Here is a 19,772-nt window from a genome sequence, read left to right as displayed (position 1 = left end):
ATCTTGTTGACTATCAGTCTGACTCCACAAGCACCCACACGAATTGCTTGATTCAGTTGTTAAAGAGCGGTTGGTTAAGATCTTTCGTCTCAACCGAGGCGCGCATTCTACAGCAGCCTCTGTTGCTGTCAAGCGGTTATTTTCAGAAGTTTTCAAAGTTTCCTTTGCAACTTCAACCACTTGCGCTTCCGATCTCTCGTTAGCGGGAGGCGAATTCTACAGCGTTACTCGCTGCTGTCAACACCTCTTTTTCTCCGCTTTCGACCGAGAAGATCGAACCGTCAATCAAGCCAAACAACCCCGCCTGATCAACTCCTTCTGGGCTTCGATGACCTGAAGCAACTCGCTGTCGAAAACTGCGTAACTCTTTGTTTACCAAGGAGTTTTCCGTTTCGACTGCGCCGGAAGTGGGGCGAATTATAGACTTCCAGAATCTGCCGTCAACCCCTGATTTGGCTTTTCTATCAATAACTTGCAGAAAGCCGGAAAACAGACCGCTTCTTTCTATATAGGAGAGCAAAACCACCCCCTCTATATAGAAGGAATCTTCAGAGGACCCCCGCCACTTTGAAAGCGGCGACCGTTTCTGCATCCAGACCCAACACCCGCTGCAGAACCTCCAGCGTGTGCTCGCCCAATAACGGAGGCGCATTACGATACTCCACCGGCGTTTCCGACAGGCGAATGGGGCTAGCTACCTGCGGCACCATGCCTGCTAGCACATGGGGTAGCTCGATCGCCAAACCACGCGCCTTGACCTGAGGATCAGCAAACATCTGAGCCAAGTCATTAATAGGTCCGCATGGCACACCCGCCTGCTCCAGCTGTAACACCCACTCAGCGGTGGTCTTGAAGACAGTCGCCTGACGGATCAGCGGGATCAACACCGCGCGATTCGCCACCCGCAGCTTGTTGGTCGCGAAGCGTGGGTCATCCGCCCACTGAGGCTGCCCAGCCACCTCCGCAAACTTGCGGAACTGCCCGTCATTACCCACGGTGAGAATGAAGTCTCCATCCGCCGTAGGAAAATCCTGATAGGGCACGATGTTCGGATGTGCATTACCCAGGCGCTTGGGCGCATTACCCGTAGTCAGATAGTTCATCGCCTGGTTCGCCAGGCACGCAACCTGAACATCCAGCAACGCCATATCGATATGCTGACCACCACCGTCATGTTCCCTATGGGCCAACGCGGCAAGGATCGCTACCGTCGAATAGAGCCCCGTCAGGATGTCTGTCAGCGCCACACCGACTTTCACCGGCCCTGCACCCTCATCTCCCTCAGGTCGACCGGTCAGGCTCATCAGCCCGCCCAGCCCCTGGATCATGAAGTCATAACCCGCACGCTTGGCGTAAGGCCCGGTTTGGCCAAACCCGGTAATCGAGCAATAAATCAGATTCGGATTGATGGCTTTAAGCGACTCATAGTCCAACCCATAAGCCGCCAGGCCACCGACCTTGAAGTTCTCGATCAGGATGTCCGACTTGGCCGCCAGCTCACGCACCAGCTTTTGCCCTTCTGGACGCGTGAAATCGATGGTCACCGATTGCTTGTTGCGATTGGCCGACAAGTAATAGGCGGCCTCGCTGGTGTTCTCGCCATAGGCGTCTTTCAGGAAGGGCGGTCCCCAGGCACGCGTATCGTCGCCATTGCCCGGACGCTCAACCTTAATCACTTCGGCGCCAAGGTCGGCAAGGATCTGCCCGGCCCAAGGCCCGGCCAGCACCCGCGATAAATCCAGTACCCGTAGATGCGAAAGCGCGCCCATGGACGTTCTCCTATTAATAGAACGCCTGGATGCCGGTTTGCGCGCGACCAAGGATCAGTGCGTGGACGTCGTGCGTACCTTCATAGGTATTCACCACTTCCAGGTTGACCAGGTGGCGAGCAACACCGAATTCATCGGAAATGCCGTTACCGCCCAACATGTCACGCGCCATACGCGCGATGTCCAGGGACTTGCCGCAGGAGTTGCGCTTCATCATCGAGGTGATCTCGACTGCCGCCGTGCCTTCATCCTTCATACGACCCAGACGCAGGCAGCCTTGCAGTGCCAGGGTGATCTCGGTCTGCATGTCGGCAAGCTTCTTCTGGATCAGCTGAGTGGCGGCCAACGGGCGACCGAACTGCTGACGATCCAGGGTGTACTGGCGAGCGGTGTGCCAGCAGAACTCCGCAGCGCCCAAAGCGCCCCAGGAAATGCCGTAGCGCGCGGAGTTGAGGCAAGTAAAAGGGCCTTTCAAACCGCGGACGTCAGGAAAAATGTTCTCTTCAGGAACAAACACGTTGTCCATGACGATCTCGCCGGTGATTGATGCACGCAGGCCAACCTTGCCATGGATCGCTGGAGCACTCAGGCCTTTCCAGCCTTTTTCCAGAACAAAGCCACGGATGTCGCCCGCATCATCCTTACCCCAAACCACGAACACATCGGCAATCGGACTGTTGGTGATCCACATCTTGCTGCCAGTCAGGCTGTAGCCGCCTTCCACTTTGCGTGCACGAGTAATCATCGCGCCTGGATCGGAACCATGGTTAGGCTCTGTCAGACCGAAGCAGCCAATCCACTCGCCCGAGGCCAGTTTCGGCAGGTACTTCTGCTTTTGGGCTTCAGTGCCGAATTCATTGATCGGCACCATGACCAACGAGGACTGCACACTCATCATCGAGCGGTAGCCGGAGTCGACACGCTCAACCTCACGAGCAATCAGCCCGTAGCTGACGTAGTTCAGACCGCTGCCACCGTACTGCTCGGGAATGGTCGCACCCAACAGGCCCACTTCGCCCATCTCGCGGAAGATCGCCGGATCGGTCTTTTCATGACGGAAAGCTTCAAGCACGCGCGGTGCGAGCTTCTGCTGAGCGAATTGCTCGGCAGTGTCGCGGATCATGCGCTCTTCTTCGGTGAGCTGTTGATCCAGCAGCAGGGGATCGATCCAGTTGAAGCTAGCTTTACCGCCCATGAGTGTGTCCTCTCGAATCGGGTCAAATAACGTGGACTGATCCTAGGCCTGGTCCGGCATTACGGCAAACGAGGATTTTGCATACTGTTGTGCTAATTTCTCACTCCGTAACGTCGCGAAATAGCCTTTATGCGATGTATTAGTGAGGTTGGAGTACATGCGCCGGAAAATCCCTAGCACCACCGCCCTGATCAGCTTTGAAGCGGCAGCGCGCCACGAGAGCTTTACCAAAGCGGCGCAGGAGCTTTCGCTCACTCAAGGCGCCATTTGCCGACAGATCGCCAGCCTCGAGGAGTTCCTCAGCGTAGAACTTTTCCGACGCTCGCGGCGCGGAGTGAAGCTGACGGAAGCCGGACTTTCCTACAGCCGCCGCGTAGCAACCCAGCTTGACGCGGTCGAGCGGGACACCTTGTCCGTGATGGGGCAACAGGGCGCCAATGTGATCGAGCTGGCCGTCGTACCGACTTTTGGCACCCAATGGCTGCTGCCACGGCTCAAAGACTTCCAGCACAAACACCCGGAAGTGACGGTCAACCTCACCAACCGCACACGCCCCTTCCTGTTCGCCGATACCGACTTCGATGCCGCAATTTACTTTGGTGATGCGGATTGGTCGGGTACCGAATCCCACAGGCTAATGGGCGAAAATCCGATGCCGGTGTGCAGCCCTACGCTACTGGGCAAAAAAGCCAATCTGACACCCGATGAAATCGCCGAAATGCCCCTGCTGCAACAGACCACGCGCCCTTATGCCTGGCGTCAGTGGTTCAACTCTCAGCACCTGAATGTGCCACGGGACATGACAGGACCGCGCTACGAGCTATTCTCCATGCTTGCCCAAGCGGCGATGCACGACATGGGGATCGCGCTGATTCCGCCATTCCTGATTCAACGCGAACTGACGGAGAAGCGCCTGGTGATAGCCAACACTCAGGCGCTGTCGAGCATCAAGGCCTATTACCTGATGATTCCGGAGCGAAAGGTCGAATCGGCGTCTCTACGGGCATTTCGCGATTGGCTGGTCACCCAAGCACAGAGCTACAGCCTAGAAGGGTAAAGGCTTACCGGTTTTAGCTGACCCCGTAGTCAGCAAAACCAAAGCCCTACAGATATACGTTTTTGTCGCATATTCGCAGACTGTACCGACAAGCAGTACAAACGTCCCACAAGTGCCTGCCGACGTGGCTTTGAGCCTCCATTCACCAGCAATGACGCCTCATTCACCGTGCCGATGTGTAAATTCTTGAAATTCGGCCAAAATCCTTACAAGGCACGGCCTGCAAGGGATTGAGGCGGTCGGTTGCGACATTCGGTCACGGGGTGACTTGTAGTTAATTTTCCGTCACCCGTCATAATCCCTTGAAGGGCACAAAGTTCGCCTGCAAAATGCCGCGCCCCGCCCAGATTTGGCGGGATCGTGCTGATCGGCCGCCCCAGCCGCACCATCCGAAGTGCCTGGGTTTACTCAATAAGATCACGCAGGAGATTTGACGTGCACATTGGTGTTCCTCTCGAAACCCAGACGGGTGAAACGCGGGTTGCTGCAACCCCGGAAACCATCAAGAAGCTGATCGGCCAGGGTCATAAGGTCACTGTGCAAAGCGGCGCCGGCATTAACGCCAGCGTTGTCGACAGTGCTTATGAAGCGGCAGGCGCAACAATTGGCAGCGCCAACGACGCGTTTGGTGCCGAGCTGATTCTCAAGGTGGTCGCCCCCAGCGACAGCGAGCTGACGCTGATTAAAAGCGGCACCGTTGTGGTCGGCATGCTCAACCCGTTCAGCAATGAAACCATTGCCAAGCTGGCCGAGTGCGGCATTACCGCGTTCGCGCTGGAAGCGGCTCCGCGCACCTCCCGCGCTCAAAGCCTGGATGTGTTGTCCTCCCAAGCGAACATCGCCGGCTATAAAGCCGTGTTGCTGGCCGCTCACCACTACCCGCGCTTCATGCCGATGCTGATGACGGCTGCGGGCACCGTGAAAGCGGCGCGCGTGCTGATTCTGGGCGCCGGCGTTGCAGGTTTGCAGGCGATCGCCACGGCGAAACGCCTGGGGGCAGTGATCGAAGCGTCCGACGTGCGCCCTGCAGTTAAAGAGCAGATCGAATCCCTCGGCGCCAAGTTCGTCGACGTACCGTATGAAACCGATGAAGAGCGCGAATGCGCTGTCGGTGTCGGCGGTTACGCCCGGCCAATGCCCGCCAGCTGGATGCAGCGTCAGGCCCTGGCCGTGCACGAACGCGCCAAACAGGCTGACATCGTCATTACCACCGCACTGATCCCGGGCCGCAAGGCGCCGACGCTGTTGAGCGCGGAAACCGTGGCGCAGATGAAGCCAGGCTCGGTGGTCATCGACCTCGCCGCAGCCCAGGGCGGCAACTGCCCGCTCACCGTGGCCGACCAGGTCGTGGTCGAGAATGGCGTGACCATTTGCGGCCCGACCAATCTGGCGGGCGCGGTCGCGGCAGACGCTTCGGCCCTGTACGCACGCAACCTGCTGGACTTCCTGAAGCTGGTCTTCAACAAAGAAGGCCAGTTCGAGATCAACCTCGAAGACGACATCGTCGCCGCGTGCCTGATGTGCCGCGACGGCCAAGTCATCCGCAAAAACGCCTAAGCAGGGATTCAGACGATGGAAGAGCTTATCTCCCCCGGTATCTACAACCTGATCATCTTCGTGCTGGCGATTTATGTCGGTTATCACGTGGTCTGGAACGTTACACCTGCACTGCACACGCCATTGATGGCGGTGACCAACGCGATCTCGGCGATTGTCATCGTCGGCGCCATGCTGGCCGCCGCGTTGACCGTGACGCCACTGGGCAAAACCATGGGCACCCTCGCCGTGGCGCTGGCCGCGGTAAACGTGTTCGGTGGTTTCCTGGTCACCCGCAGAATGCTTGAGATGTTCAAGAAAAAAGCCCCGAAAGTAAAAGAAGAGGCGCCCAAGTAATGAGCATGAACCTCGTAACGACGCTGTACTTGATTGCGTCCATCTGCTTCATCCAGGCGCTCAAAGGCCTGTCGCACCCGACCACGTCGCGCCGTGGCAACCTGTTCGGCATGCTCGGCATGGGCCTGGCGATTCTCACTACCGTAGGCCTCATCTATAAGCTGGGCGCTGAGCTGGCCACCGCCGGTATCGGTTACGTCATCGTCGGATTGCTGGTCGGCGGCACTGCCGGCTCGATCATGGCCAAGCGCGTTGAAATGACCAAGATGCCGGAACTGGTCGCTTTCATGCACAGCATGATCGGTATGGCTGCGGTGTTTATTGCGATCGCGGCGGTCGTTGAGCCGCAATCGTTGGGCATCGTCAAACAGCTCGGTGATGCGATTCCGGCGGGCAACCGTCTGGAACTGTTCCTGGGCGCCGCCATCGGTGCAATCACCTTCTCCGGCTCTGTGATCGCTTTCGGAAAGCTGTCGGGCAAGTACAAGTTTCGCCTGTTTCAGGGCGCACCGGTACAGTTCGGTGGCCAGCACAAGCTGAACCTGTTGCTGGGCCTGGCCACTCTGGCGCTGGGCATCACCTTCATGCTGACCGGCAACCTCAGTGCCTTCGCGTTGATGCTGGCCCTGGCCTTCGTCCTGGGTGTGCTGATCATCATCCCGATCGGCGGGGCCGACATGCCGGTAGTGGTGTCGATGCTTAACAGCTACTCCGGCTGGGCAGCCGCGGGGATCGGCTTCTCGCTGAACAACTCGATGCTGATCATCGCCGGTTCGCTGGTGGGTTCGTCCGGTGCGATCCTCTCGTACATCATGTGCAAGGCGATGAACCGCTCCTTCTTTAATGTACTGCTCGGTGGTTTCGGCAATACGGCAGACGCGGCTGGCCCGGCCGGTTCGAAAGAAGCCCGCCCGGTTAAATCCGGTTCGGCTGACGACGCGACCTTCCTGCTGACCAACGCCGACACCGTGATCATCGTTCCGGGTTACGGCCTGGCGGTCGCTCGGGCGCAACATGCGCTTAAAGAGTTGACCGAGAAGCTGACCCATCGCGGTGTGACCGTGAAGTACGCGATCCACCCGGTTGCCGGTCGCATGCCTGGCCACATGAACGTGCTGCTGGCCGAGGCCGAAGTGCCTTACGACCAGGTGTTCGAGATGGAAGACATCAACTCCGAGTTCGGTCAGGCCGACGTGGTGCTGGTGCTCGGCGCCAACGACGTGGTCAACCCGGCCGCGAAGAACGACCCGAAATCGCCGATTGCCGGTATGCCGATTCTCGAGGCGTTCAAGGCCAAGACCATCATCGTCAACAAACGCTCGATGGCCAGCGGTTATGCCGGCCTGGACAACGAACTGTTCTACCTCGACAAAACCATGATGGTCTTCGGCGACGCCAAGAAAGTCATCGAAGACATGGTCAAAGCTGTCGAGTAAAACCTGCTCCAACACAATACCCAAAACCTCAGCCTTTAGTAGGCTGGGGTTTTTTTATTCCCCGTGAAACCCGACCAAAGGCTCTAAATCAGGCCTCTGCATTCGACCATGGTAGCGGGACGGATTTTTTTCAAATCACTAGACTGCACACCTTGCTTCCGTTGCCCGAGATAACCATCCATGTACCGTGATCGTATTCGCTTGCCTTCGTTGTTGGAAAAGGTGATGAGCGCCGCTGACGCTGCCGCTCTGATTCAGGACGGCATGACCGTCGGCATGAGTGGTTTCACTCGCGCTGGCGAAGCCAAAGCCGTCCCCCACGCATTGGCCGAGCGCGCCAAAATCACCCCGCTGAAAATCACGTTGATGACCGGCGCCAGTCTGGGCAATGACCTCGATAAACAGCTCACCGAAGCCGGCGTCCTGTCGCGACGCATGCCATTCCAGGTTGATAGCACTTTGCGCAAGGCGATTAACGCCGGCGAAGTGATGTTCATTGACCAGCATCTCTCGGAAACCGTGGAGCAATTGCGCAACCAGCAACTCACGCTGCCGGACATCGCCGTGATTGAGGCCGTGGCGATCACCGAGCAGGGCCATATCGTGCCGACCACCTCGGTTGGCAACTCGGCCAGCTTCGCGATTTTCGCCAAACAGGTGATCGTCGAGATCAACCTCGCGCACAACCCGAATCTCGAAGGTCTACACGACATCTATATCCCGACCTATCGCCCGACTCGCACGCCGATTCCGCTGGTAAAGGTTGACGATCGCATTGGCAGCACCGCCATCCCCATCCCGCCGGAAAAGATTGTCGCGATCGTGATCACCAACCAGTCCGACTCGCCCTCCACTGTCCTGCCGCCGGACGTCGACACCCAAGCCATTGCCGATCACCTGATCGACTTCTTCAAGCAAGAAGTGGCTGCCGGGCGCATGACCAACAAGCTCGGTCCGTTGCAGGCCGGGATCGGCACCATCGCCAACTCGGTAATGTGCGGCCTGATCGACTCGCCATTCGAAGACCTGACCATGTATTCCGAGGTGCTGCAGGACTCGACCTTCGACCTGATCGACGCCGGCAAGCTGAGTTTTGCGTCAGGCAGTTCGATCACCCTGTCAAGCCGGCGCAACGCCGACGTCTTTGGCAACCTCGAACGCTATAAGGACAAACTGGTCCTGCGGCCACAGGAAATCTCGAACCACCCGGAAGTCGTGCGGCGCCTGGGCATCATCGGCATCAACACCGCTCTGGAGTTCGACCTGTACGGCAACGTCAACTCTACCCATGTCTGCGGCACACGCATGATGAATGGCATCGGCGGTTCCGGGGACTTTGCGCGCAACGCGCACCTGGCAATCTTCGTGACCAAATCCATCGCCAAGGGTGGCGCGATCTCCAGCGTGGTGCCGATGGTCAGCCACGTCGACCATACCGAGCATGACGTCGACATCCTGGTGACGGAGATTGGCCTGGCCGACCTGCGTGGCCTGGCACCACGGGAGCGAGCACGGGTGATCATCGACAACTGTGTGCACCCGGACTATCGCCAGGTGCTGGATGACTACTTTACGTCGGCCTGCGCATTGGGCGGGCACACCCCACATATCCTGCGCGATGCCCTGCGCTGGCACATCAACCTGGAAGAAACCGGGCGAATGCTGGCGGTCTGATTCAGCAAAAAAACAGCTGACGCAAACACAGTTGCGTCAGCCGGCCTTGGCCACACTAGATTCTGTTTAAAACTGTACTGCTGTACTGGTCATTTCCTACCGTATTTGCCTACCCATTCAAGCGAAAACATCAAAATCGCACCAATATAGTGCTGATAGGTACAGTTGCCTCAATTTCGACCAGTACACCCCCTATTAACAGTTAACTGGTCCCTCACAATACAGGTGAACTGTATCTACAGAGACTAGCCAAACGAGAGGATCATTGGCATCAGTTAAACCACTACCTAATCCCGCCACAAGCGGAAGGATGTCAACCATGGAACGTACACTCAGTTCCGAACTGTTCTTCGAAGATACCGCTGCAAAAACCCAGGCTTCCATGCCTCTTCGCGTTATTGCCAACCTGATGCTGTGGCAGCGCCGCATCTCCAGCCGCCATCAACTGGCTCGTCTGGATTCGCGCCTGCTTGCTGATGCCGGGATTAGCGAAGCACAACGCTACGAAGAGCTGAGCAAGCCGTTCTGGCGCTAAGTTAGCGTCGCTGGCTCTGACCCACCGGGTCCACCGCCAGCACTCCAAATTGAAAAAACAAAGCCCGTCGTGGGAAACCACGACGGGCTTTGTCGTTTTCGGCCCTGGTCGGCGGCCGTACAAAAGGGTTAGCCGACAATGAGTACAGTTTTAATATTTATTATATTGCACCAGTACAATTTTACGACAGGTATCTGTAGGCCCAGTGTCGCTGCGCTCAACATGAAGTCCTGACTCTCCGGCAAAAGGACTTCGCGCCATGGATAACTTACTGAATGTTTCTGCCCCCGCCCTTCTAAAGAAGCCTCGACTCCACAGACTTAACGATTGCTGAAGTCGCTCGCCGCCGCCCTTGAGAGAGCCAGAACCCGGCGTTTGCTGGGCCAGCTCAATGATCAGCAACTCTCGGACCTGGGCATCAGCCACGCGGATCGGCTCAACGAATTGGATAAACCGTTCTGGCGCTAGGCCGCTGCTTTAACAGAAGGGACTGTTCGAACCGATAAAAGCAGGCCTAATATCAAGCCAGAACGTGGCGAGCGCTGTTCGACAGGCGTCTGACTCAACAGCTACCTCAACACCTCTCAATCGGTTATCCAAAGGAGTTACACCATGTCCCGTCTTCGTCTGCTCAGCGCTGCAGCCCTGCTTGCCGTGGCTGCCAATTCCCACGCGACCAGCTTTATCGTGACCACGGATGCCGTCGTAGGCGCACTTAAGTCCAGTTCCGATGCAACCTCCGATGTCACTTCCTCCTTTCGCGATGACAAGATCGTGCGCGCTGCCCGTGACGACGCCGCCAGCTTCGTCGCCAGCGAAGGCGCCATTCGTGGCGTGAAACTGGAAAGCGCACTTGACCACATCCGCCACCAGGCTCCTCAGCTGAACGCCACTGATGCACAGCTGGCACAGGCCATCCTGACGATCTAAGCAACGCTGTCACATGGGGCACGCCTGTCGTGTCCCAATGTTTCGGCACTGGCTCTAGCCCGGGGATTGCGCTAGCCTTTGGACTCGCTTTCGACAATCGAGTCTCATGCGTCTTCTTTCAAAGCAGCTTTTCATTTCAGTATTTCTCGCGGCCTGCTGGTCGGCCCCGACCTATGCCTTCGACGCGTTCAACTTGTCGACCCAAGGCATCGTCGTCACGGGTTACGCCACCAGCATGGTGACCGCCGCCCCCTTCGACCGTAAGCTGCTGATCGCGGCACACGATGACGCTGCGGCGTTCATTGCCAGTGACGGCCAACTACGCGGAGCGCAACTGGAATCCGCGTTGATTTACCTGCGCCGCAGCCAGCCAAAACTTCATGCAAGCGACCTTGAACTGGCGCAGGCAATTCTCGTCCAATAGTTATCCTTTGTCCTTGCGGAGTCGTTCCATGCGTAGCCCTCTGATTGCTGTTGCCCTTGGCCTGCTTTTATTGGCCGATGTGACCCAGGCGCACACCTTGGTTGCCACCAGCAACATCCTCATCAATGCCACCCAACGCACACTTGATTTCACTTCCGATACCACGACGTCCATTCGCGACTCGAAAATTATTCGCGAAGCCCACGATGATGCCGCGAGTTTCGTCGCCAGCGATGGTGATATTCGTGGTGCGCATCTGGAGGCCGCCTTCAGTACTTTGCGCACCCGTGTGCCGGAAGCCCGGGACGCCAGTGATCAGGTGCTCGCCGAAGCCATCCTCGCACTGTGAGGTCGCCAAACGCCTGGCTGCTGGCCGGGCTGATGTTGCTGCTGTGCAACACGGCCCAGGCTGGCTTGCAATTACGACTCAAGACCGAGGGTCTGAGCGCCGAACAACAGCAAGCCAGTCAGGCGTTGCTCGATGAAGCCATGCAGGCCTTGCCGCCACGTTTTATCGAAAAACTGGACCGGCGCATTGATGTTGGCTGGACCGACGACATGCCGAGCAATGCCTATGGCCAGGCTTCGCTGGTGTCCGAACTCGACCTGAACCGCAACCTGCTCGCCAGCCTCACGGACGGCAGCGCTGCCACCAAGAAAACCTATCGCCCCCACGGCACCGTCCGCCGCGAAATGCTCGCAACGGTGTTGCATGAACTCACCCATATTTACGACCGTTCGCGTCTGTGGCCGGACGCGGAACGCACGCTGATCCAGCGCTGTACCCGGCGCAACAACAGTTCCGGCCTGATCGGCATCCCGGATGAATGCCGTGGTCAATCCGACCGCCGCTTTACCCTGAGCGATGATCCGCGCTTGCTCGACCTGGCCGGCTGGCCGCAATACGTCGGTCGCCGTGGCGAGCGCGAGCAGCACAACCGGCAGATCGCCCGCAGCCCGGACATCTACGAAACGAGCAGTCCCAAAGAGTTTGTCGCGGTCAACATGGAGTATTTCCTCCTCGACCCGAGCTATGCCTGCCGTCGCCCCGCGCTGTATCGCTACTACAAAGAACATTTCGGCTGGGCTCCCGCCGCCAAGGACGCGTGCAGCAAATCCTTTGCCTTCCTCAATGCCGGCAACGACTTTGCTAAACAACCGCTGGGCCAAGTCGATCCGGAACGGGTGTACGCCGTCGACTATCTGCTGGCCGAAGCCAACCAGAACTGGGTCAGTCGCTGGGGGCACAGCATGTTGCGCCTGGTGATCTGCGCGCCGGGTCGGCCTCGCGGGCCAGATTGCCGACTGGATCTCGACCAGCACCTGGTCTTGTCCTACCGCGCCTTCGTCGGCGACGTGCAGCTTTCGAGCTGGGATGGGCTGGTGGGTAAATACCCCTCGCGCCTGTTTGTACTGCCGTTGGCCCAAGTGATCGACGAATACACCAAGACTGAACTGCGCAGCCTGGCCTCGGTACCGCTGAACTTGTCGCGCAACGAAATTGAAGACGTGGTGGAACACGCCGCCGAGATGCATTGGAGTTACGACGGCAATTATTATTTCCTCTCCAACAACTGCGCGGTGGAAGGCTTGAAGTTGCTGCGCAGCGGCAGCAACAACGCGAAACTGGTCGGGCTCGACAGCATCATGCCCAACGGCTTGCTGGAGGTGATGAAGGGCCGCGGACTGGCGAATACCAGCGTGCTGGATGACCCACGCGAAGCGTTGCGCCTGGGTTACCGCTTCGACTCCTTCCGTGATCGTTACCAAGCGATGTTCGAAGTGCTGAAAAAGCACTTGCCGATCAAGCAGGAAAAAGTCGAAGACTGGCTGGCATTAAAAGCTGACGAGCGCCGGCAATGGTTTGAGCAGGCTGACTTGCGCACCAGTGCGGCATTGCTGTTGCTGGAGCAGGCAAGCTTCCGTCAACAACTGGTGCTGGCCCAGGATGAAGTGAAGCAGCGTTATCTGGGCGCACGGGAATTGAAGAACGGCGGTATGGACAAGGCAAACGCGACCTTGCAGCAAATTCTCGCTAATAGCGGCTTCCTCAGTCGTCCCGCAGAGCTGCTCGGCACCGGCGGTTACGGATTGCCTCAACCGAATGAATGGCAGCGCCTGGAATCGGAAAGCAACCTGCGGCAGAAGCAGCTTCAGCTACTGACCGGCGATCTGGACAAGGAAGTCAGAGCGCTGCTCGAACCAGGCCGGGCAGCGGAGATGGCCGCCAATGAAGCCAACCTGAAACTGGTTGGCGAACATTTGCGCAAATTGCATAAAGCAGCAGGCGGGCTGGAGTTGCCATAAGCAAGAAGGCGTCGTGGATGATCCATGACGCCTTCTTTTTGCCTGCACGTTAAATCAAAGCACCCCTTCCAGAATTTCATAGACGATCCCGGTGCCCACGGCGATAAGCACAATGTCGCCCCCTGCACGGCGCCATTCGTAGCCCGGGTAATGCGGCAGCCGCCCCAAGGCACGATTATCCAGACGCTCACCGTAATAGCCGTGAGGCAATGGTCGACCACGCACCAGATGAACACCTGGAGGAGGGGGTGCCCCGCGTACAAAATAGCCGTGGTTATCGTGAATAGTCTGGCGCACCGGGCCGAAGTCCCGTGGCGGAGGGCCGCCGCGATGATTGTCCTGCGGGCCACGGTGGTCATCGCCATGGTTGTCACCACGGTTATCGTAATGGCCCTGCGGCGGGCCGCCGCGGTCGTGATCGTCGCGCTGATCGGCGCTCGCATGCAGCAGCGGCGTGGCACTGAGCATCAGCACGCCCAGGCCGGCAATCAGACGTTTCGGCATTTTCATCAGGTCTTTCCTCACTGCACACACAGCAAAAAGGGCTTCAGAACGTAGTCCTGAAGCCCTCGGTCTTGCTGTTTAGTCTGTGCCGCGAGGCTCTAATTCCTCTGTATCAGGAACTTTACCTTCAGCTGACGCGGGCCTTACGCACGCCTTCAGCCAACGCCGAGCAAAGGCTCAGCACGCCATCAACCGCCTGCGCCGGCGTTGAGGCGTTGGCGATGTGATCGATCAATGCCGAACCCACCACCACACCATCGGCCAGACGCGCGATGGACGCCGCTTGCTCCGGTGTACGAATGCCGAAACCGATACTGATCGGCAGGTCGGTGTGGCGACGCAGACGAGCAACCGCTTCTTCAACGTGTTCCAGCGTCGCCGCGCCCGCCCCGGTCACACCGGCAACCGACACGTAGTAGACGAAGCCAGAGCTGCCGTTCAGAACGGTCGGCAGGCGCACATCGTCGGTTGTCGGCGTGGTCAGGCGGATGAAATCCAGTCCGGCGGCCTGCGCCGGCTCGCACAGCTCACCGTTATGCTCCGGCGGCAGGTCGACCACGATCAAACCATCAACACCGGCCTCCTTGGCGTCGGCGATGAAGCGCGGCACGCCGTACATGTGGATCGGGTTGAAATACCCCATCAGCACCAGCGGCGTCTCGGTATTGCCTTCACGGAACTCGCGAACCATTTGCAGGGTTTTCGCCAGGTTCTGCTTGGCGCCAAGGGCGCGGATGTTGGCCAACTGGATGGCCGGGCCATCGGCCATTGGATCGGTGAAGGGCATGCCCAACTCGATCACATCGGCACCCGCACCGGGCAAGCCTTTGAGGATCGCCAGGGACGTGTCATAGCTCGGGTCGCCAGCGGTGACGAAGGTCACCAGGGCGGCGCGATTCTGTTCCTTGAGTTCGGCAAAGCGCGTTTGCAGGCGGCTCATCAGTGTTTCTCCTGCTTCGATTGTTCCATGTGGTGCATCACGGTTTGCATGTCTTTGTCGCCACGACCGGACAGGTTGACCACCATCAGGTGATCTTTGGGCAGGGTCGGTGCGCGCTTGAACACTTCGGCCAAGGCGTGGGCGCTTTCCAGTGCCGGAATAATCCCTTCCAGGCGGCAGCATTTGTGGAACGCATCGAGGGCTTCGTCGTCGGTCACCGAGGTGTACTGAACGCGGCCGATGTCATGCAACCAAGCGTGTTCCGGGCCGATGCCTGGATAGTCGAGGCCGGCCGAGATCGAGTGGGCGTCGATGATCTGGCCATCGTCGTCCTGCAACAGGAAAGTACGGTTGCCGTGCAGCACACCCGGAACACCGCCGTTCAGGCTGGCGGCATGCTTACCGGTTTCAATGCCGTAACCGGCGGCTTCCACGCCAATGATTTCGACGCTTTTGTCATCGAGGAACGGGTGAAACAGGCCCATGGCGTTGGAACCGCCACCGATGCACGCCACCAGGCTGTCCGGCAGACGACCTTCCTGGGCTTGCAGTTGAGTACGGGTTTCTTTGCCGATAACAGACTGGAAGTCGCGAACCATCGCTGGATAAGGGTGCGGGCCGGCCACGGTGCCGATGAGGTAGAAGGTGCTGTCGACATTGGTCACCCAGTCACGCAACGCTTCGTTCATCGCGTCTTTCAGGGTGCCAGTCCCGGCGACCACCGGGATCACTTCGGCACCCAGCAGCTTCATGCGGAACACGTTGGCCTGCTGACGCTCGATGTCGGTGGTGCCCATGTAGATCACGCAATCCAGGCCGAAACGTGCAGCCACGGTCGCCGTCGCCACGCCGTGCATGCCGGCGCCGGTCTCGGCAATGATGCGTTTCTTGCCCATGCGCCGAGCCAGCAGGATCTGGCCGATGCAGTTGTTGATCTTGTGCGCGCCGGTGTGGTTCAGCTCTTCGCGTTTCAGATAAATCTTTGCGCCGCCGCAGAATTCGGTCAGGCGTTCGGCGTAGTACAGCGGGCTTGGACGTCCGACGTAGTCCCGTTGGAAGTAGGCCAATTCTTCTTTGAATGCTGGATCTTCCTTGGCCAATTCGTATTCACGGGCCAGGTCGAGCACCAACGGCATCAAGGTTTCGGCGACGTAACGGCCGCCGAACGAGCCAAACAGGCCGTTGGCGTCGGGGCCGTTGCGCAGATTAGTCTGGGTCATGGGTCGCTCCAGTGGGATTCGTGAGATGACAATGACGGTCACTCTACCCCTGACGTCCCAGCCTGAAAACCGATAAGATCGCCACAACCTGTCAGGAAAACTCACAGATCCCATGAGCCACGACCTTCCCCCGCTCAACGCCCTTCGCGCCTTTGAAGCCACGGCACGGCTGAACAGCGTCAGTCAGGCTGCCGAACAGCTGCACGTCACTCATGGTGCGGTCAGCCGACAACTCAAGGTGCTCGAAGAACACCTCGGTGTGAGCCTGTTCATCAAGGATGGACGCGGCTTGAAACTCACAGATGCCGGCGTGCGTTTGCGCGATGCCAGCGGTGAGGCCTTTGAACGTCTACGCACCGTTTGCGCAGAGCTGACCCAAAGCACCGCTGACGCTCCATTTGTTTTGGGTTGCTCGGGCAGTTTGTTGGCGCGCTGGTTTATTCCACGCCTGGGACGACTGAATGCGGACTTGCCCGACCTGCGCCTGCACCTGTCGGCCGGGGAAGGCGATCTCGATCCGCGACGGCCGGGGCTCGATGCCTTGCTGGTGTTTGCCGAGCCGCCATGGCCGGCGGATATGCAAGTCTATGAGTTGGCCAGCGAACGAATCGGCCCGGTGATGAGCCCGCGTTTCGCGGGTTATGAAAGGCTGCAAGCTGCGCAGGTCACAGCGTTATTGAACGAACCCTTGCTGCACACCACCTCGCGGCCACAGGCTTGGCCGAGCTGGGCACAGCAAAGTGGCCTCGACGCCAAGGCGTTGAAGTACGGTCAAAGTTTCGAGCATTTGTATTATTTGCTGGAAGCAGCCGTAGCGGGGCTGGGGGTGGCGATTGCGCCTGAGCCACTGGTGGCTGAGGACTTGAAGGCCGGTCGCCTGGTTGCGCCTTGGGGATTCAGTGAAACCCCGGCGCAACTGGCCTTGTGGCTACCCAAGCGCGCCGCGGACGGGCGCGCTCGACAGTTGGCGCAGTGGCTCAAGGCCGAGCTGCACCAAACCGATCAGTCGCCGCGCTTGAACAGCAAATAAGCCGCAAGCAGACCCAGTGCGCCGACAGCGACGCCCGCAGTAGTCCAAGGGTGTTCCTGGGCGTAGTCCCGAGTGGCAATCCCGGTTTCGCGGGTTTTGACTTTGACTTCCTCATACGCATCGCTGAGCAGATGGCGCGAATGTTTCAGCGCGTTCTCGGCGTTGCCTTTCAGCGCTTTGAGGGTTTTACGCGACTCGTCCGAGGCGTCGTCTTTCAGATTTTCCAAAGATTTCAGCAGACTCTCGATCTCGGCTTCCATGCTTTGCAATGAGGCTTTACGTAAAGAGGTGTTGGCCATGGTGGCTCTCCTTCATTGATGATGAGTAGCGTGTGTTGGTTGGGACTTCAAGGGTTCGAGAAAGTGCAGTAAATCTGAACTTCTGCATGGTATTAGCCGACAGAAGTAATACGAAAAATCACTGCTAGGCTGTATTTCACACCCAAGGAGAACGCCATGACTGACCATCACACCTACAAGAAAGTCGAATTGGTTGGCTCGTCCACCAGCAGCATTGAGGACGCCATCAATAACGCGCTGGCCGAAGCCAATAAGAGCATCAAGCACCTGGAATGGTTTGAAGTGACCGAAACCCGCGGGCACATCAAGGATGGCAAGGCCGCTCACTTTCAGGTGACGCTCAAAGTCGGGTTCCGGATTGCCAGCAGCTGAGTTTGAGCTAGTCTCCTGAACTTGCGCGCTGGCCGAATGCCATAGGGAAATGGCAAAGCGCTACATGAGTGCCTCCGGCTGATGGCTGGATGCTCCCTTTGATCCGACCAGGGAATGCGACAGATGAAGTATTTTATTTTAGCGGTAGGTTTGTTGAGCCTTGCAGGAACAGCCTTTGCTGACGGCAAATCGTGCGAAGAGCTGAAAGCCGAAATCGCAGCAAAACTGGATGTCAAGGGCGTTGCCGGCTATTCACTGGAAATCGTCGATAAAGGCGCTGAGGCCGGCGGAACAGTCGTCGGTACCTGTGAAAAGGGCACCAAGGCAATCGTCTACAAGAAAGACTGATGTCCCTTACAAATCAAAAAGCCGACGCAATGCGTCGGCTTTTTTGTGTGGCGGCGTCGGCGCCTCAGCCCTTCATGACCTGCGCCAGCAGCTCGTAGGAATGCACCCGATCCGCATGTTCGTAAAGGTCGCAGGTGAAAATCAGCTCGTCCGCCTGAGTCTGCTCGATCAGCACTTCAAGCTTGGCGCGGATCTTCTGCGGGCTGCCCACCATCGCCAGCCCGAGGAAATCGCCGACGGCTTCTTTCTCATGGGGCAGCCACAGGCCATCCATGGTTTTCACCGGCGGACGCTGCACCAGGCTTTGGCCACGCATCAACGCCAGGATGCGCTGATAGACCGATGTCGCCAGGTAATCCGCCTGCTCGTCAGTGTCAGCGGCGACCAGCGGCACACCGAGCATCACATACGGCTTATCCAGCACCGCCGAAGGCTTGAAGTGATTACGGTAGACGCGAATCGCCTCGTGCATGAAGCGCGGTGCGAAATGCGAGGCGAAGGCGTAGGGCAAACCGCGCTCACCGGCCAATTGTGCACTGAACAGGCTGGAGCCCAGCAACCAGACAGGGACATTGGTGCCGGTGCCCGGCATGGCGATGATTCGCTGGTCAGGCGTGCGTGGGCCGAGATATCGCATCAGCTCCGTAACATCTTCCGGAAACTCGTCGGCGCTGCCGGAACGTTCGCGACGCAGGGCGCGTGCGGTCATTTGATCGGAACCGGGGGCGCGCCCCAAACCCAGATCTATCCGGCCTGGATACAGGCTTTCGAGTGTGCCGAATTGCTCCGCGATCACCAGCGGCGCGTGGTTGGGCAGCATCACGCCGCCGGAGCCAACACGAATGGTCGACGTGCCACCGGCGAGGTACCCGAGCAGTACCGAGGTCGCGGAACTGGCGATGCCGTCCATGTTGTGGTGTTCGGCGACCCAGAAGCGGGTATAGCCTAATTTTTCGACATGCTGCGCCAGGTCCAGGGAATTACGCAGCGACTGGGCCGCGCTGCCGTTCTCGCGCACGGGCACCAGATCAAGGGTCGAAAACTTGATATCGGACAGTCGTTTCATAAGCCTGCTTCTCCAATGGTGGGCGCAGGTTTTTCTTGCGAACGAAAACCTGCCGAATCTATAAGCGTGCTTCATGCAATGAGGGCATATACCCGAGATTCAATAGCCAGGCCAAAAAATCCTACGAAAGCAGTAGGACTTTATGAGATGAGGTGAACTTTGCACAACCGTCTACCCTCAGAACCCTAGCAACCGAAAACCACGAAGGTGCGACGCTCGCACCGGATCTTGAGGAGGCAGACATGGCTATTACGAAGAAAGCATCGGCTCATTGGGAAGGCGATCTGAAAACCGGCATCGGCTCGATCTCTACTGAAACCGGTGTACTCAGAGAAGCGCCCTACGGCTTCAAGGCTCGTTTCGAAGGCGGCAAAGGCACCAATCCGGAAGAGCTGATCGGCGCGGCGCATGCGGGATGTTTCTCGATGGCGTTTTCGATGATCCTGGGTGATGCCGGGCTCAAGGCTGACAGCATCGATACCAATGCTGAAGTGACCCTGGATCAAGTCGAGGGTGGTTTTGCGATCACTGCGGTGAAATTGATCCTCAAGGCGAAAATCCCCGGGGCGACTCAGGCGCAGTTCGAGGAGCTGAGCAATAAGGCCAAAGAAGGCTGCCCGGTGTCCAAAGTGCTGAATGCGAAAATCAGCCTGGATGCGACGTTGGTCAGCTGATGATCAGGCGCTGAATGTACTGACGCCTTCGCGACCCGACCCGCTCGCGAAGGCGAACTTGTAAACAACACAATTCCAACGATAAAGCTGCGCTTTGTG

At 58.3% G+C, this 19,772-nt stretch carries 22 protein-coding genes and 1 pseudogene; 15 read left to right on the top strand and 8 right to left on the bottom strand.

The window, feature by feature from the left end; all coding sequences use genetic code 11:
- Positions 1-199: 199 nt before the first annotated feature.
- The 3 genes from FBY01_RS31515 to FBY01_RS06915 are packed head-to-tail and all read right to left on the bottom strand — an operon-like array spanning position 200 to position 2,964.
- Positions 200-520: a hypothetical protein gene (locus FBY01_RS31515; RefSeq protein WP_178113210.1), complete on the bottom strand. Its 321-nt coding sequence runs from the start codon at positions 518-520 to the stop codon at positions 200-202.
- Positions 521-548: 28 nt separating this feature from the next.
- Positions 549-1,769 (bottom strand): CaiB/BaiF CoA-transferase family protein, encoded by a 1,221-nt coding sequence (locus tag FBY01_RS06920; protein WP_010465742.1) that lies wholly within the window; start codon positions 1,767-1,769, stop codon positions 549-551.
- Between the two features lie 13 nt (positions 1,770-1,782).
- Positions 1,783-2,964 (bottom strand): acyl-CoA dehydrogenase, encoded by a 1,182-nt coding sequence (locus tag FBY01_RS06915; protein ID WP_010465741.1) that lies wholly within the window; start codon positions 2,962-2,964, stop codon positions 1,783-1,785.
- A 157-nt stretch (positions 2,965-3,121) separates the two neighbouring features.
- On the opposite strand from FBY01_RS06915, the gene FBY01_RS06910 reads away from it, so the two are divergent.
- The 11 genes and pseudogenes from FBY01_RS06910 to FBY01_RS06860 all read left to right on the top strand — a co-directional run bounded on the left by FBY01_RS06910 (position 3,122) and on the right by FBY01_RS06860 (position 13,220).
- Positions 3,122-4,021: a LysR family transcriptional regulator gene (locus FBY01_RS06910; protein WP_010465740.1), complete on the top strand. Its 900-nt coding sequence runs from the start codon at positions 3,122-3,124 to the stop codon at positions 4,019-4,021.
- 435 nt (positions 4,022-4,456) lie between these two features.
- Positions 4,457-5,578 carry a Re/Si-specific NAD(P)(+) transhydrogenase subunit alpha gene (locus tag FBY01_RS06905; protein WP_010465739.1) on the top strand — a complete coding sequence of 374 codons (1,122 nt, stop codon included), beginning with the start codon at positions 4,457-4,459 and terminating at the stop codon, positions 5,576-5,578.
- 15 nt (positions 5,579-5,593) lie between these two features.
- Positions 5,594-5,914, top strand: coding sequence for an NAD(P) transhydrogenase subunit alpha (locus tag FBY01_RS06900; protein ID WP_003187417.1), 321 nt, complete (start codon positions 5,594-5,596; stop codon positions 5,912-5,914).
- Complete coding sequence (locus FBY01_RS06895; RefSeq protein ID WP_010465736.1) at positions 5,914-7,350, top strand: NAD(P)(+) transhydrogenase (Re/Si-specific) subunit beta; 1,437 nt, start codon at positions 5,914-5,916, stop codon at positions 7,348-7,350. The genes FBY01_RS06900 and FBY01_RS06895 overlap by 1 nt, the downstream gene beginning before the upstream one ends.
- Positions 7,351-7,530: 180 nt before the next feature.
- A complete protein-coding gene (locus FBY01_RS06890; protein ID WP_145306369.1) occupies positions 7,531-9,024 on the top strand; it encodes an acetyl-CoA hydrolase/transferase family protein in 1,494 nt (497 codons plus the stop codon).
- Between the two features lie 319 nt (positions 9,025-9,343).
- Positions 9,344-9,559 (top strand): DUF1127 domain-containing protein, encoded by a 216-nt coding sequence (locus tag FBY01_RS06885; protein WP_007902752.1) that lies wholly within the window; start codon positions 9,344-9,346, stop codon positions 9,557-9,559.
- Between the two features lie 259 nt (positions 9,560-9,818).
- A pseudogene (locus tag FBY01_RS06880) lies at positions 9,819-10,027 on the top strand (DUF1127 domain-containing protein).
- 144 nt (positions 10,028-10,171) lie between these two features.
- On the top strand, positions 10,172-10,489 hold the full coding sequence (locus FBY01_RS06875) for a DUF2388 domain-containing protein (RefSeq protein ID WP_010465729.1): 318 nt from the start codon (positions 10,172-10,174) through the stop codon (positions 10,487-10,489).
- Between the two features lie 106 nt (positions 10,490-10,595).
- Positions 10,596-10,913, top strand: a complete 318-nt coding sequence (locus FBY01_RS06870; RefSeq protein WP_010465727.1) for a DUF2388 domain-containing protein — start codon at positions 10,596-10,598, stop codon at positions 10,911-10,913.
- A gap of 28 nt (positions 10,914-10,941) precedes the next feature.
- Positions 10,942-11,262, top strand: coding sequence for a DUF2388 domain-containing protein (locus FBY01_RS06865; RefSeq protein WP_010465724.1), 321 nt, complete (start codon positions 10,942-10,944; stop codon positions 11,260-11,262).
- On the top strand, positions 11,259-13,220 hold the full coding sequence (locus FBY01_RS06860; protein ID WP_145306374.1) for a DUF4105 domain-containing protein: 1,962 nt from the start codon (positions 11,259-11,261) through the stop codon (positions 13,218-13,220). Before FBY01_RS06865 ends, FBY01_RS06860 begins: the two co-directional genes overlap by 4 nt.
- A gap of 54 nt (positions 13,221-13,274) precedes the next feature.
- Here the strand turns inward: FBY01_RS06860 and FBY01_RS06855 are convergent, their stop codons facing one another.
- From FBY01_RS06855 to trpB, 3 genes are all read right to left on the bottom strand, one after another.
- Positions 13,275-13,730 carry an anti-virulence regulator CigR family protein gene (locus FBY01_RS06855; RefSeq protein ID WP_077748816.1) on the bottom strand — a complete coding sequence of 152 codons (456 nt, stop codon included), beginning with the start codon at positions 13,728-13,730 and terminating at the stop codon, positions 13,275-13,277.
- A gap of 121 nt (positions 13,731-13,851) precedes the next feature.
- Positions 13,852-14,664 (bottom strand): tryptophan synthase subunit alpha, encoded by an 813-nt coding sequence (gene trpA / locus FBY01_RS06850; RefSeq protein WP_010465718.1) that lies wholly within the window; start codon positions 14,662-14,664, stop codon positions 13,852-13,854.
- A complete protein-coding gene (gene trpB / locus FBY01_RS06845) occupies positions 14,664-15,884 on the bottom strand; it encodes a tryptophan synthase subunit beta (RefSeq protein WP_010465716.1) in 1,221 nt (406 codons plus the stop codon). Before trpB ends, trpA begins: the two co-directional genes overlap by 1 nt.
- 112 nt (positions 15,885-15,996) lie before the next feature.
- Between trpB and FBY01_RS06840 the strand changes: the two genes are divergently transcribed.
- The gene (locus FBY01_RS06840; protein WP_145306376.1) at positions 15,997-16,914 is read left to right on the top strand and encodes a LysR family transcriptional regulator; all 918 of its coding nucleotides are present in this window, start codon (positions 15,997-15,999) and stop codon (positions 16,912-16,914) included.
- Here FBY01_RS06840 and FBY01_RS06835 read toward each other — a convergent pair.
- Positions 16,887-17,213: a YqjD family protein gene (locus tag FBY01_RS06835; RefSeq protein ID WP_010465712.1), complete on the bottom strand. Its 327-nt coding sequence runs from the start codon at positions 17,211-17,213 to the stop codon at positions 16,887-16,889. The two genes, FBY01_RS06840 and FBY01_RS06835, sit on opposite strands and share 28 nt — an antisense overlap.
- A 156-nt stretch (positions 17,214-17,369) precedes the next feature.
- Here FBY01_RS06835 and FBY01_RS06830 point away from each other — a divergent pair, with 156 nt between their 5' ends.
- Both FBY01_RS06830 and FBY01_RS06825 read left to right on the top strand, forming a co-directional pair.
- Positions 17,370-17,585: a dodecin gene (locus tag FBY01_RS06830; protein WP_010465710.1), complete on the top strand. Its 216-nt coding sequence runs from the start codon at positions 17,370-17,372 to the stop codon at positions 17,583-17,585.
- A 123-nt stretch (positions 17,586-17,708) separates the two neighbouring features.
- Positions 17,709-17,933, top strand: a complete 225-nt coding sequence (locus FBY01_RS06825) for a DUF1161 domain-containing protein (RefSeq protein ID WP_010465708.1) — start codon at positions 17,709-17,711, stop codon at positions 17,931-17,933.
- Positions 17,934-17,997: 64 nt separating this feature from the next.
- Here the strand turns inward: FBY01_RS06825 and FBY01_RS06820 are convergent, their stop codons facing one another.
- Positions 17,998-18,999 (bottom strand): LLM class flavin-dependent oxidoreductase, encoded by a 1,002-nt coding sequence (locus tag FBY01_RS06820; protein ID WP_010465706.1) that lies wholly within the window; start codon positions 18,997-18,999, stop codon positions 17,998-18,000.
- A gap of 242 nt (positions 19,000-19,241) precedes the next feature.
- Here FBY01_RS06820 and FBY01_RS06815 point away from each other — a divergent pair, with 242 nt between their 5' ends.
- Positions 19,242-19,673 (top strand): OsmC family protein, encoded by a 432-nt coding sequence (locus FBY01_RS06815; protein ID WP_064675278.1) that lies wholly within the window; start codon positions 19,242-19,244, stop codon positions 19,671-19,673.
- Positions 19,674-19,772 lie beyond the last annotated feature (99 nt).

Source organism: Pseudomonas sp. SJZ077 (assembly GCF_007993905.1).
In the GTDB taxonomy this organism is placed as follows: domain Bacteria; phylum Pseudomonadota; class Gammaproteobacteria; order Pseudomonadales; family Pseudomonadaceae; genus Aquipseudomonas; species Aquipseudomonas mandelii.
This window is presented reverse-complemented; position numbering and strand designations above follow the sequence as displayed.